The organism is Nonomuraea muscovyensis, assembly GCF_014207745.1.
Taxonomy (GTDB): Bacteria; Actinomycetota; Actinomycetes; order Streptosporangiales; family Streptosporangiaceae; genus Nonomuraea; species Nonomuraea muscovyensis.
The window spans coordinates 379292-390944 of the sequence record NZ_JACHJB010000003.1 but is presented as its reverse complement, the minus strand read 5'-3'; the positions used below and the strand labels follow the sequence as shown (position 1 = coordinate 390944).

Genomic DNA, 11653 nt, shown 5'->3' with positions numbered 1-11653 from the left:
GGCATTCCCGACAAAGGGTGGCAGCGGGGTAGGCCGGAACATGCCTGGCAGGATGTGGGCCATGAAGAAGACGGCTGTGGTGACGGGCGCGAGCAGCGGGATCGGCGAGGCGACGGCCAGGCGGCTGGCCGCCGAGGGCTACGACGTGGTGGCGGGCGCCAGACGGCGCGAACGGCTGGACGCGCTGGCCGCCGAGGTGCCCTCGATCACGCCGTTCACCCTCGACGTCACCTCGCAGGAGTCCGTGGACGCGCTGGCCGCCTCGCTGGAGCGCTGCGACGTGCTCGTCAACAACGCCGGGGGCGCGCTCGGGACGGAGAGCGTGGCTGAGGGGCGGCCGGACGAGTGGCAGCGGATGTACGACACGAACGTGCTCGGCACCCTGCGCATGACGCAGGCGCTCCTGCCCCGGCTCGTCGAGTCGGGTGACGGGGTGCTGGTGCTGCTGACGTCCACGGCGGGGCTGGTGCCGTACGAGGGCGGCGGCGGGTACGTGGCGGCCAAGCACGCCCAGTCCTCCATGGCCGGCACGCTCCGCCTGGAGCTCGTCGGACAGCCGGTCCGGGTCGTGGAGATCGCTCCGGGCATGGTGCGCAGCGAGGGCTTCGCGGTCACCCGGTTCCGCGGCGACGAGGCGGCGGCCGCGCGCGTCTACGAGGGGGTGCCCGACCCGCTGACCTCCGACGACGTGGCCGACGCGATCGCCTGGTCCGTCACCCGTCCCGCCCACGTGAACATCGACCGCATCGTCATCCGCCCCCGCGCCCAGGCCGCCCAGCACAAGGTGCACCGGGTCGGTGGCTAGGCCGGTCGGCTCCATCACCAGGGGCACGACGGCGCACAACCGGCTCCGGCGGGCCGACCGCTGGATCGCCGCGGTGCACGGCGGGCTGCTCCGCGCCGCCGAACGGCCCCTGGTGGTGGATCTCGGCTACGGCGCCTCGCACGCCACCACGCTGGAGCTGTTCGACCGGCTGCGCCGGATCAGGCCCGACGTGGAGGTGACGGGCATCGAGATCGACCCGGCCCGGGTCGCGCTGGCCAAGCCGTACGAGCGGCCCGGGCTGAGCTTCGCCCTGGGCGGGTTCGAGCTGCCGGTGGCCCGGCCGCCGGTGCTGGTGCGCGCCTTCAACGTGCTGCGCCAGTACGGCGAGGCGGAGGCGTGGCACTACTGGGACGTGCTGCGCGGGGCCCTGGCTCCCGGCGGCGTGCTGGTGGAGGGCACCTGTTCGGAGGTGGGCCACCGGGCCGTCTGGGTGGGCCTGTCGCGCGAGGGGCCGCGGACGCTGACCTTCTCGGCCCGGTTCGACGCCTTCGAGCGGCCGTCCGACCTGGCGGACCGGCTGCCCAAGACGCTGATCCACCGCAACGTCCCGGGTGAGCGGATCCACGCGTTCCTGCGCGACTTCGACCGCGCGTGGGCGGTGAGCGCCCCGTACGGCGCGCACGGGGCGCGCCAGCGGTGGCTGGCGGCGGTCACCGCGCTGAGCGGCTCGTGGCCCGTGCCGCGGCACCCGCCGCTGGGCGGGACGGCGCGCTGGCGGCTCGGTGAGCTGACGCTGCCCTGGGCGGCGGTCGCCCCTTGACGCCCCGGCCGCCGGCGTGAGGTCGATGTCACCTTTCCCGGATACGTGCTCGACAGGTCGTAGTACTACGCTGGTGCGTGTGAAGGGTCTTGGCGAGCTCGAACGCAGCATCATGGACATCCTCTGGGCGCAGAGCGGCGCGCTCACCGCCCGCGAGGTCGGCAAGCTCATCGCCGACCGCGACCTGGCCCCCACCACCATCATGACCGTGCTCGACCGGCTCACGCGCAAGGGGTTCCTCGAGCGCACCCGTGACGGCCGTGCGTGGCGCTACGCCCCGGCGGCGACCCGCGACGCGTACGTCGCCGAGCTTATGCTGGAAGCCTTGGACATGACGGGCGACCGGTCGGCCGCCCTGACCCGCTTCGCCCAGGCCGTGTCGGGGCGTGAGGCGGAGATCCTGCGCAGAGCCCTCACGGAGCTGGAGGACGAGTGATCACGGCAGCGGCGCTGGCAGCGCTCGCCACGGCGTGCGCGGTCGGCTCCTGGCGTTTCACGACCGCCCGGTGGACCTCCCAGGCGCCCCGGGTCGCGATCATCCTCTGGCAGTCCCTCGGTGTGACCTGGGGTCTGGCCACCACCGGCGCGATGCTGGCCTACGCCGTCGAGCCGTACGGGATGGGGGTCCTGTCGGGGCTGATCGCCTTCGCCGACGGCCGGACGCCGCGTGAGCCGTGGGACGCGCTCCACGTGCTCGCCATGGTCGCCGGGCTGACGGCGCTGACTGTGCTCGTCGCGGTCCTGCTCACCGCGGGCGTGCAGGCGTTGCGGGCGCGCCGCCGCCACCGCATGCTGCTCGCGCTGATCTCCCACGACAACCCGGTGCTGCCCGGCGTGCGGGTGCTCGACCATCCGGGCGCGGCGGCCTACTGCGTGCCGGGGCTGCGCTCGCAGGTGGTGGTCAGCGAGGGGGCGCTGAAGCTGCTGTCGCAGGACGAGATGGCGGCCGTGCTGGCGCACGAGGCCGCGCACGTGCGCGAGCGCCACGACCTGGTGCTCCTGCCGTTCGCCGCGCTGCGCCGGGCGCTGCCCTGGTCCAAGGTGGTGTGCGACGCCCAGGCCCAGGTGGAGCTGCTGGTCGAGATGGCCGCCGACGACCGCGCCCGCCGCTACTGCAGCCCGCGCAGGCTGGCGACGGCGCTGCTGAGGTTCGGCACGGCCGGCGCCATGCCGACCCCGCACGGGATGCTCGGCGTGCACGCCAACAGCCTCATGGCCAGGGTCGACAGGCTCGTGAAGCCGGCTCCCGAGCTGCCGATGCGGCTGCGCTACGGGATGCTCGCCCTTTCCGTGACATTGCTCACGTCCGCGCCGTTCCTGTGGGTCTACCAGCTCTGACTGCTTGCAACTGTTAGCCATTGCGTTTGCAATTGCAAGCAGTGCGAGGCAGACTGGAGGCATGGCACTACCGAAGGTCGGCTCGATCGGCGAGTACATCCGCGAGCAGCGGCAGCAGGCGAAGATCTCGCTGCGCCAGCTCGCCGCCGCGGCGGGGGTCTCCAACCCCTACCTGAGCCAGGTCGAGCGCGGTCTGCGCAAGCCGAGCGCCGAGATCCTCAACCAGATCGCCAAGGGTCTGCACATCTCGGCGCAGGCGCTCTACGTGCAGGCCGGCCTCATCGAGGACCGTGAGACGCCGAGCGACGTCGTCACCGCCATCAGGGCCGACACGCATCTCACCGAGCGGCAACGCCAGGTGTTGATCGATATCTACGAGTCGTTCCGCAAGGAGAAGCGCGCCGAGGATGAGCAGACCTCCCAGAACGCTCATCCTCGGAGCGACTCCGTCACGGACGACGAGCAGCCGCTGCCGAAGGATTTCCTCGCCGCCCTAGAGCCCTACGCGGCACCCGACGACAACGGCACCGTCACCCAGGAAACCAAGGAAGGTTAACCCATGACGCTCGCCACTGAGGTCAAGAAGCTCACCGACTCCAAGCCGTTCTACGCCGTCGCCGGTGTGGGCGACTACGCGGTCGAGAAGCTGCGCGAGCTGCCCGAGCAGCTCCAGAAGCTCCAGGCCCGCCGCGTCGACCTGGCCAAGGAGCTGCCTGTCAAGGCGCGCTCCTACGCCGACCTGGCCGAGGGCTTCGCCAAGGAGTTCCCGGAGAAGGCCCGCGAGGTCGCCGACCAGCTCAGCCAGCGCGCCACCCTGGCCTACGAGGACTTCGCCACCCGCGGCCGCAAGGTCGTCAGCCAGGTGAGCGGCGAGGCCGCGCTGGAGCTGGAGGAGGTGTCGGAGGCCGCCGAGCCGCCCGTCGCCACCCCGGTGACCCCCGTGAAGAAGACCCGCACCCCCAAGGCCGCGCCCAAGGCCCGGGCCTGACCCTCTCGCCGTGAGGCCCGTCCCCTGCCGGGGGGCGGGCCTTTCGTCGTCCGCGGGGTGCCCGCCGGACGGGACGGGCCACTAGGCTGGGGTCCGTCATCGCGAGCGTCGGGCGGAGCGAACTCATGGACCTGATCAACGGCGGGCTCAACCTTCTCTTCTTGCTGCTCGCCATCGGCATCTTCGGCATGGCGGTCTACGCGCTGGTGCACGCGCTGCGGGTGCCCGACAACGCGTTCATCTCGGCGGGCAAGCTGAAGAAGAACATCTGGCTGATCATCCTGGCGCTCGCCACCCTGTTCTCGGCCGGCGGGGCGTGGTCGTTCCTGCAGGCGTTCCTCATGCTGGGCGGGATGCAGTTCATCGGCCTCGGCGCGGTCAACATCTTCTCGATCGCCGCGGTGATCGCCGCCGTCGTCTACATCGTGGACGTCAAGCCCGCCGTGAAGGGCATGGGCGGCCGCGGCGGCAGCAGCGGCCCCTACGGCCCCTGGTAGGCCTGCCCGGCGACCGGCGCGGGCGCCCCTGCCGTCGGCCGGAGAGTCGCCCATCAGGGTGTCACCACCTCCATGTCCCCGGAGTCGCTGGTCAGCTGGATCGTCTGCCGGGCCGAGGGGGCGCTCACGGCCCTGATGTCCTTCTTGCCGGAGTCCGTCCTGGCCACGATGTTGTACGGCCCCTCGGGCACGTGGATCACGGTCCTCCCCGAATCCGTGGTGGTCGTGACCCGGTCGGGCCGCCCGGCGAAGGCCAGTTTCACAGCGCCCGAGTCGGTCCTCGTGACGACCTGCCTGCCCGTCAGCCCGCCGGCCTCGACCGCCCCGGAGTCGGTGGTGGCCTCCAGGTCGCCCGACAGGTTCTTCAGCGTCAGGTCCCCCGAGTCGGACCCCACCTTGACGCGGAGTCCCTTGGGCACCTCCACCCGGTAGCTCACGTCGCAGGACGTGCCGATGGCGCCCCACCCCCACGTGGCGGGACAGGCGAACGTCAGTTCCAGCGTGTCACCCCGCACCTTGTGGCTGGTCTGCGGCTTGTTCCTGCGCCAGCTCAGCCGCTCCGTCACGCGGATGCCCCGACGATCCGACTCGGCCACTTCGACGGTCCCGGAGTCGGCTTCGACGTGCAGCCCCGCCACCTTGCCGGCGACGTCGTACGACACGACGTCCGCATCCAGCGAGCCGCCGGCGCCGCACCCGGTCAACACCGCCACGAGTCCGAGAAGGCTGGTGGTCACGGCCGTTCTCTGCATCTTCATGGTGTCCAATTCTGAGTGATCCGGCCGTCCTGCCCGGTTCGAGGACCGGCTCACCGAGAACACTCAGAGGTAACCCCCCGGTCGAGATGCCACACAAGCGAACGACAACGAGGGGACACGCCGACATGAGCAAGCCGATTCTCGAACCAGCGGCACAGGAGATCGCGGACGCCACGTCCAACCCGCCCTTCCTCTACGAGCTGGGCCCGGAGGGTGCCCGCAAGGTCCTCGACGACATCCAGGCCGCACCGGTCGACAAGCTCGACGTCGACGACAAGTGGATCACCGTGCCCGCCGAGGTGGGCGACGTGCGGGTACGCATCGTCAAGCCGGCCGGGGCGACCGGTGCGCTGCCCGCCGTCCTGTACGTCCACGGTGGGGGGTGGATCCTCGGGAACGCCGGCACCCACGACCGGCTCGTCCGGGAGCTCGCCGTGGGCGCCGACACCGCGATCGTCTTCGTCGAGTACGAGCGCTCACCCGAGGCGAGGTATCCGGTCGCGATCGAGCAGGCCTACGCGACCGCCCAGTGGATCACCCGGAACGGCGCCGACGAGGGGCTCGACAGCTCACGCCTGGCGGTCGCGGGCGACTCGGTCGGCGGCAACATGGCAGCCGCGCTGGCCATCCTCGCCAAGCGGCGCGGCGACGTGACCTTCGTGCACCAGTCGCTCTACTACCCGGTGACCGACGCCGCCCAGGACACCGAGAGCTACCGGGAGTTCGCCGACGGCCCCTTCCTGACGGCCAAGGCCATGGCGTGGTTCTGGGACGCGTACACGACCGACCCGGCGCAGCGGGCGCAGAGCACCGCCTCGCCGCTGCGCGCCGGCCTGGAGGAGCTGGCCGGGCTGCCGCCCGCCCTGGTGATCGTGGACGAGAACGACGTGCTGCGGGACGAGGGCGAGGCCTACGCCCGCCGGCTGGCCGAGGCCGGGGTCCCGACGACCAGCGTGCGCTACAACGGCATCATCCACGACTTCATGATGCTCAACCCCGTCCGCCCGACCAACGCGGCCACGGCCGCCGTCGAGCAGGCGATCCGCACCCTCCGCAAGGCGCTGGGGACGGACTAGCCCGGTCCGGTGACCGTCTGTCGCCCGCCCGAGCCGACCTCCACAGCGGCCTGAGGACCGCTGGACGGGGGAACGGTTCGGGCGGCCTCGAAGCCGTGAAGCAGGGATTCGAGGGCGAAGTCGAACCGGGACCTCGCATCGGATTTCGCGACGGCCGCGAAGAAGAGCGGGTAAGCGTCGATCGTCAGGCCCCGCGACCGGCCGGGCGGGCAGTCCGGCCTGGGGCCCGGGTGTGCGGCGGCGTGTCCCAGGACGAATGCGGCCAGGGAGTGAAGCACGTCGTAGGCCCGTGTCAGCTCGAACCCCGCCGAGCGGAGCGACTCCAGCATGGCCTCCATCGTCCGCAGGTTGTGCGGGGTCATCGCGGGCCGGGAGGCGACCAGGGCGACCAGGTTCGGGTGGGCGGAGAGTGCGGCCAGGAACGCATGGGCGTACGCGCGGAGGCTCTCCTGCCAGGACGAGGCGCCGGGAGGTGGGGCGGTTTCGGATATGAGCTGTTCGACCATCCCGTCCAGGAGGGCGTTCTTGTTCGGGACATGGTGGTACAGCGTCATGGCCTCCACGCCGAGTTCGGCGGCGATCCGGCGCATGGACAGCGCCGTGAGGCCCTCCTGGTCGGCGAGGCGTACCGCTGCCTGAAGGATGGCCTGCCGGGTCAGCCCGGCCCGTTGCCCCCGCCCTCGGTTCGCTGTCACGACGTCCCCTGCTTGACGATTCTTATGGCGTAAGAATAGCGTGCCCTCAAAACGTACGTTGTAAGAATCGTGGGGGTCGCCATCATGCTCGATCGGGCCGTCAAGGCCTTCAAGAGTTGGCAGTACCGCGGGGGCCGGCCGCGCCGGTGGGCCCGGATCGAGAACCGGCTGTGGGCCCTCGCCTTCGCCGCGGGCATCATGCCGAACAGAGCGGCCATGCTCGAGATCCGCGGCCGCAAGTCGGGCCGCCTCATCTCCTTTCCGGTCGCCATCGCCGAGCACGACGGTGAGCGCTATCTCGTCGCCATGCTCGGCGAGAAGACGAACTGGGCCCTCAACGCGCGGGCCGGAGACGGGCGGGCGGTGCTGCGCCACGGGCGTCGCGAGGAGATCCGGCTGACGGAGGAGCTCTCCGACCGGCGCGCCGCGATCCTCCGCCGCTATCTGCAGGTGGCGCCCGGCGCGCGTCCCCACTTCCCCATCGACCGCCACGCCGCGCTGGAGGAGTTCGAGCGCATCGTCGACCGCTACCCTGTCTTCCGCATCACCTCCCCCGAGAATCGATCCTCTGCCACCTCGCCGTGACGCGGGCCCGGACCGCGCCGTGCAGGCGAATCCACGACCCCCTGATCCGAACTCGGAACAGGCCTCAGCCGGTGGAGAAGGCGGGCATCGACGCCTCGGCCGAGGGCATCCACCGGCTGCTGTGGGTGATGAACCCGGCCAAGCTCGACGCGTACGCACAATCCAGGACGCGAGGGCACGGCCGGTCCTGACGGCGGGCCGCCGCCCCGTGCGGGCCTCCGCCGCCGGGCCCGCTGTCCTACCGAACCGATACGCTTTGCGGCCATGACGGGAATCAGGCGCGTGCTCGCCGTCGTGGGCGCAGCCGTTCTGGCACTGACCTCCGCGCCCGCGATGGCGGGGGCCGGGATCACGGACGAGATCACCATGACCCTCCGCAAGGACGGCACGCTCCACGTGGTCGAGAAGATCACGGGCGGTTCGGGTGAGCTGAAGCGGACGTTCCTCACCCGGACCCGTCACGACGACGGCAACGACCGGCTCTACCGGATCGCCAACGTCAAGGGCGGCAAGCTGGCCGGCGACGTGCTCACCGTGACCGCCCCGGCCACCGTCGAGTACGACGTCAAGGGCGCGGTGACACCGGCCGGCCAGGCGCAGGAGCTGCGCTGGTTCGCGGTCAACGGCTGGAACACCCCCGTCGCCAAGGCCACCGTCGAGGTGAGCGGCCCCGGCCAGGTGCAGAACCTGTCGTGCTTCGCCGGCGACCTGACCTCCGTCATCGGCTGCACCGCCGCCTCCATGGACCACGGCGCCACCGAGGCCGTCTTCGAGCAGGACAACCTGGCGGCCGGCCAGGCGCTCACCGTCATCGTCGGCTACCCCGAGGGTTCCTCGTCCGGCGCGCCGATCCTCGAACGGCGCTTCTCGCTGGCCACCGCGTTCACCCTCGACACCGTCACCGGCGGCGCGCTCGCCGCGCTCCTGGCGCTCATGCTCGGCGGCCTCGGCCTGCTCTACTGGACGCGGGGGCGCGACGCCCGGGTCATCGACCACGAGAAGGGCGTGGTCGCGCCCGTCCAGAACGGCCATTTCAGCCCGCCCGACGGAGTGCGGCCGGGCCAGATCGGCACCCTGGTCGACGAGCAGGCCGACGTGATCGACGTGACGGCGACCATCGTGGACCTGGCCGTCCGCGGTTACCTCCGCATCGACGAGCAGCCCCGGCAGACCTACGACGCGCCCGACTGGGTGCTGGTCAAGCTGCCCACCGCGCCCCCCGGCTCGCTGCTGCCGTACGAGCAGGCGCTCCACGACGCGATCTTCGACGGGCGGGACGCGGTGCCGCTGTCGCAGCTGTCCGGCTCCTTCACCAGCCACCTGGGCGAGGTGCGCGACGCCCTCTACGACGACGTGGTGCGGCAGGGCTGGTTCGCGCGCCGCCCCGACACCGAGCGCACCCGGTGGACCACGCTCGGCGTGGTGCTCATCGTCGCGGGCCTGCTCGCCACGGCGGCGCTGGCCTGGATGACGACGTACGGGCTGATCGGGCTCGCGGTGGTCATCGGGGGCGGGGCGCTGGCCGTGGGCGGGCAGTACATGCCGGCCAAGACCGCCAAGGGGTCGGCCGCGCTGGCGCACACCCTGGCGTTCCGCGAGTATCTCTTCTCCGGCGACCTGGGCGAGGTGCCGGAGCAGCACCGCGTCGAGCTGTTCTCCCGCTACCTGCCGTACGCGGTGATCTTCGACGGGGTGGAGCACTGGTCGCGGGTGGTCGCCTCGGTCACCGGCAACGGGCGCCAGGCCGACAACCTCTACTGGTACCACGGGCCCGCCGAGTGGGACCTGTCGAAGTTCGCGGGGTCGATGCGCACCTTCACCACCACGACGTCGGGGGCCATCTCGGCGACGCGCCAGTTCAGGAGTCTGTGACCCACTCGGCGACGCCGCTGGACGCGGCGGGGCCCGGCGGCGGATGCTGTGGCTGGTGGCAGGTGCGGCGACCGGCCGGCGGCAGGTCGGCGGCAGGTGGTGCGGCGGGCGGCCGGGTGGGTAGCCGTCCAGGTGCGGGGCTGCCGGTCCGCGGCGCGCGGCCGCGGCCGCGGGGCCGGTGCGAAAGGACCTAGGGGTGCGCGACGAAGAGCTTCTCACAGCCGCCGCGATCGGCGACGCCGCCGCCGTGCGCGAGGCCGTGACCGAGGGCGCCGACGTGGAGGCGCGCGACGCCCGGCGGCGCACCCCGCTGCTGCTCGCCGCCGCCGCCGACCACGTCGAGGTGGCGCAGATCCTGGTCTCCGCCGGAGCCGACCCCAACGCCCTCGACTCCCAGCACGACACGCCGTGGCTGGTGACCGGGGTGACCGGCAGCGTGGCCATGATGCGGGTGCTGCTGCCCGCCGGCCCCGACCTGACCATCACCAACCGCTACGGCGGCGTCTCGCTCATCCCCGCCTGCGAACGCGGCCACGTCGACTACGTGCGCGAGGTGCTCAGGACCGGCATCGACGTCGACCACGTCAACGACCTGGGGTTGACCGCCCTGCTGGAGGCCGTCGTCCTAGGTGACGGGTCGGAGCCGTACCAGGAGATCGTCCGGCTGCTGCTGGCCGCCGGGGCCGACCCGCACCTGGCCGACGGCCACGGCGTGACCCCGTTCGAGCACGCGGTCGGCCGCGGACAGATGCGGATCGCCGCCCTCCTCCGGGACGCCACCGGCCCCCGCGCGTGACCCGATCGATGGTTGCGTCAGGCGCGCTGGAGGCGGATCTCTCCGACGACCCCGCCGCCGCCCAGGACCGGCGTGGCCGGCGGGTCCGGCACCTCGACGCCGAGCGATCCCAGGGCCGCCACCGTCACCGGGGTGCGTGCCCGCGACGCGCCGTCCTCGACCTTGACGACGCCCGCGCGACCGTCCCCGAGCGCGAACGCCTCGAACCCCTCCGCGCCGGCCTTCAGCATCAGCCCCGGCACGGCCCTCATCAGCGCCGTCTCCGGGCGGTGCGTGCCCGACGTCCACTCCGGGTGGGCCGTCATCGCCTCGTAGACGCGCCGCTCGGACGAGCCCGCCTCCCCCAGCGGGAACGCCCGGAAGGCCCTGGCCGTGCCGGCCATCGACACGAAGTGCAGCGGCGCGCCGCAGCCGTCCACGCCCGTGGCCGCCACCCGCTCGCCGGTCAGCTCCTCGACCGTGGCGCGGATCGCGCGCTGCAACGGGTGCGCGGGCTCCAGGTAGGTGGCGATCGGCCAGTCGTTGGCGGCGCAGGTGGCGAGCATGGCGGCGTGCTTGCCGGAACAGTTCATGTGGACGCGGGCCCGCTGGGTGACCGTGCGGTCCTCCGGGTAGTCCTCGGGACACAGCAGCGCCGACTCGTCCAGCCCGGCCCCGGCCAGGATCTTTCGGGCGCCGTCCAGGTGGAACGGCTCGCCGGAGTGCGACGCGCAGGCCAGCGCGAGCAACTCGCCCTCCAGGTCCAGCCCGCTGCGCAGCATGCCCAGCACCTGCAGGGGTTTCATCGACGAACGCGGCGACGCCGGAACGTGCACCGCCCCGTGCGCCTCCACCGGCCGGCCGTCCGCGTCGACGGTCAGCATCCGGACCTGGTGCCGCGACTCCACGAACCCGGACCGGACAACCTCCACCACCAGTGACATTTCTCGCCCCTTTCCGGCATGAGTCTACGAAGGCCGCCGGCTGCGCCAGAATGGGATCCCATGCGAGCAGTGGTACAGCGGGTCACGTCGGCTTCCGTGGTGGTGGACGGCCGGACGGTCGGGGCCGTCGACGAGCCCGGCCTCCTGGTGCTGGTCGGCGTCACCCACACCGACTCGCCCGCCGAGGCGCGCAAGCTCGCCGCCAAACTGTGGGGTCTGCGGATCCTGCACGGCGAGAAGTCCTGCTCCGACGTGGGGGCGCCGCTGCTGGTCGTCAGCCAGTTCACCCTGTACGGCGACGCCCGCAAGGGCCGCCGCCCCACCTGGCAGGCCGCCGCCCCGGGCCCCGTCGCCGAGCCGCTGGTGGACGCGGTGGTGGCCGAGCTGAGGGCTCTCGGGGCACACGTGGAGACGGGCAGCTTCGGGGCGGACATGAAGGTGTCACTCGTCAACGACGGGCCGATCACCCTCGTCGTGGACGTCTGACCCCGGCCCGCCACCATCCGGGCGGCGGGCGTAGATCATCAGACCCATGCGGC

The 11653-nt window shown here is 72.1% G+C and carries 15 protein-coding genes; 12 read left to right on the top strand and 3 right to left on the bottom strand.

Translation table 11 applies throughout. The features are described 5' to 3' along the window. Positions 1-61 precede the first annotated feature (61 nt). The 7 genes from FHU36_RS33505 to FHU36_RS33475 all read left to right on the top strand — a co-directional run bounded on the left by FHU36_RS33505 (position 62) and on the right by FHU36_RS33475 (position 4409). Entirely contained in the window at positions 62-805 is a 744-nt protein-coding gene (locus tag FHU36_RS33505) for an SDR family NAD(P)-dependent oxidoreductase (RefSeq protein WP_185088094.1), read from the top strand. Continuing rightward, complete coding sequence (locus tag FHU36_RS33500; protein ID WP_185088093.1) at positions 798-1586, top strand: class I SAM-dependent methyltransferase; 789 nt, start codon at positions 798-800, stop codon at positions 1584-1586. The genes FHU36_RS33505 and FHU36_RS33500 overlap by 8 nt, the downstream gene beginning before the upstream one ends. A gap of 79 nt (positions 1587-1665) precedes the next feature. Next, positions 1666-2022: a BlaI/MecI/CopY family transcriptional regulator gene (locus FHU36_RS33495; protein ID WP_312892019.1), complete on the top strand. Its 357-nt coding sequence runs from the start codon at positions 1666-1668 to the stop codon at positions 2020-2022. Then, positions 2019-2924, top strand: coding sequence for a M56 family metallopeptidase (locus FHU36_RS33490; RefSeq protein WP_185088092.1), 906 nt, complete (start codon positions 2019-2021; stop codon positions 2922-2924). The genes FHU36_RS33495 and FHU36_RS33490 overlap by 4 nt, the downstream gene beginning before the upstream one ends. A 61-nt stretch (positions 2925-2985) precedes the next feature. Further along, the gene (locus FHU36_RS33485) at positions 2986-3480 is read left to right on the top strand and encodes a helix-turn-helix domain-containing protein (RefSeq protein WP_185088091.1); all 495 of its coding nucleotides are present in this window, start codon (positions 2986-2988) and stop codon (positions 3478-3480) included. Positions 3481-3483: 3 nt separating this feature from the next. Continuing rightward, positions 3484-3912, top strand: a complete 429-nt coding sequence (locus FHU36_RS33480) for a hypothetical protein (RefSeq protein ID WP_185088090.1) — start codon at positions 3484-3486, stop codon at positions 3910-3912. Positions 3913-4037: 125 nt separating this feature from the next. Further along, positions 4038-4409: a DUF2516 family protein gene (locus tag FHU36_RS33475; protein WP_185088089.1), complete on the top strand. Its 372-nt coding sequence runs from the start codon at positions 4038-4040 to the stop codon at positions 4407-4409. A 53-nt stretch (positions 4410-4462) separates the two neighbouring features. On the opposite strand, the gene FHU36_RS33470 is transcribed toward FHU36_RS33475, so the two are convergent. Continuing rightward, positions 4463-5167, bottom strand: coding sequence for a DUF4097 family beta strand repeat-containing protein (locus FHU36_RS33470; protein ID WP_185088088.1), 705 nt, complete (start codon positions 5165-5167; stop codon positions 4463-4465). A 125-nt stretch (positions 5168-5292) separates the two neighbouring features. Here FHU36_RS33470 and FHU36_RS33465 point away from each other — a divergent pair, with 125 nt between their 5' ends. Next, entirely contained in the window at positions 5293-6243 is a 951-nt protein-coding gene (locus FHU36_RS33465; protein WP_185088087.1) for an alpha/beta hydrolase, read from the top strand. Here the strand turns inward: FHU36_RS33465 and FHU36_RS33460 are convergent. Beyond that, positions 6240-6938 carry a TetR/AcrR family transcriptional regulator C-terminal domain-containing protein gene (locus FHU36_RS33460; RefSeq protein WP_185088086.1) on the bottom strand — a complete coding sequence of 233 codons (699 nt, stop codon included), beginning with the start codon at positions 6936-6938 and terminating at the stop codon, positions 6240-6242. The two genes, FHU36_RS33465 and FHU36_RS33460, sit on opposite strands and share 4 nt — an antisense overlap. A gap of 69 nt (positions 6939-7007) precedes the next feature. Between FHU36_RS33460 and FHU36_RS33455 the strand changes: the two genes are divergently transcribed. The 3 genes from FHU36_RS33455 to FHU36_RS33445 all read left to right on the top strand — a co-directional run bounded on the left by FHU36_RS33455 (position 7008) and on the right by FHU36_RS33445 (position 10191). Further along, on the top strand, positions 7008-7523 hold the full coding sequence (locus tag FHU36_RS33455; protein ID WP_312892018.1) for a nitroreductase/quinone reductase family protein: 516 nt from the start codon (positions 7008-7010) through the stop codon (positions 7521-7523). Positions 7524-7787: 264 nt separating this feature from the next. Further along, positions 7788-9395, top strand: a complete 1608-nt coding sequence (locus FHU36_RS33450; RefSeq protein ID WP_185088085.1) for a DUF2207 domain-containing protein — start codon at positions 7788-7790, stop codon at positions 9393-9395. Between the two features lie 196 nt (positions 9396-9591). Next, positions 9592-10191, top strand: a complete 600-nt coding sequence (locus FHU36_RS33445; RefSeq protein ID WP_185088084.1) for an ankyrin repeat domain-containing protein — start codon at positions 9592-9594, stop codon at positions 10189-10191. Between the two features lie 17 nt (positions 10192-10208). On the opposite strand, the gene FHU36_RS33440 is transcribed toward FHU36_RS33445, so the two are convergent. Next, positions 10209-11114 carry an asparaginase gene (locus FHU36_RS33440; protein ID WP_185088083.1) on the bottom strand — a complete coding sequence of 302 codons (906 nt, stop codon included), beginning with the start codon at positions 11112-11114 and terminating at the stop codon, positions 10209-10211. Between the two features lie 60 nt (positions 11115-11174). Between FHU36_RS33440 and dtd the strand changes: the two genes are divergently transcribed. Beyond that, positions 11175-11600, top strand: coding sequence for a D-aminoacyl-tRNA deacylase (gene dtd / locus FHU36_RS33435; protein ID WP_185088082.1), 426 nt, complete (start codon positions 11175-11177; stop codon positions 11598-11600). Positions 11601-11653 lie beyond the last annotated feature (53 nt).

Bases quoted from the DNA above. Each gene is read 5' to 3' on its own strand.
- FHU36_RS33505 (WP_185088094.1), top strand. From the start codon at position 62: ATGAAGAAGACGGCTGTGGTGACGGGCGCGAGCAGCGGGATCGGCGAG.
- FHU36_RS33485 (WP_185088091.1), top strand. From the start codon at position 2,986: ATGGCACTACCGAAGGTCGGCTCGATCGGCGAGTACATCCGCGAGCAG.
- FHU36_RS33480 (WP_185088090.1), top strand. From the start codon at position 3,484: ATGACGCTCGCCACTGAGGTCAAGAAGCTCACCGACTCCAAGCCGTTC.
- FHU36_RS33475 (WP_185088089.1), top strand. From the start codon at position 4,038: ATGGACCTGATCAACGGCGGGCTCAACCTTCTCTTCTTGCTGCTCGCC.
- FHU36_RS33470 (WP_185088088.1), bottom strand. From the start codon at position 5,167: ATGAAGATGCAGAGAACGGCCGTGACCACCAGCCTTCTCGGACTCGTG.
- FHU36_RS33465 (WP_185088087.1), top strand. From the start codon at position 5,293: ATGAGCAAGCCGATTCTCGAACCAGCGGCACAGGAGATCGCGGACGCC.
- FHU36_RS33450 (WP_185088085.1), top strand. From the start codon at position 7,788: ATGACGGGAATCAGGCGCGTGCTCGCCGTCGTGGGCGCAGCCGTTCTG.
- FHU36_RS33440 (WP_185088083.1), bottom strand. From the start codon at position 11,114: ATGTCACTGGTGGTGGAGGTTGTCCGGTCCGGGTTCGTGGAGTCGCGG.
- dtd (WP_185088082.1), top strand. From the start codon at position 11,175: ATGCGAGCAGTGGTACAGCGGGTCACGTCGGCTTCCGTGGTGGTGGAC.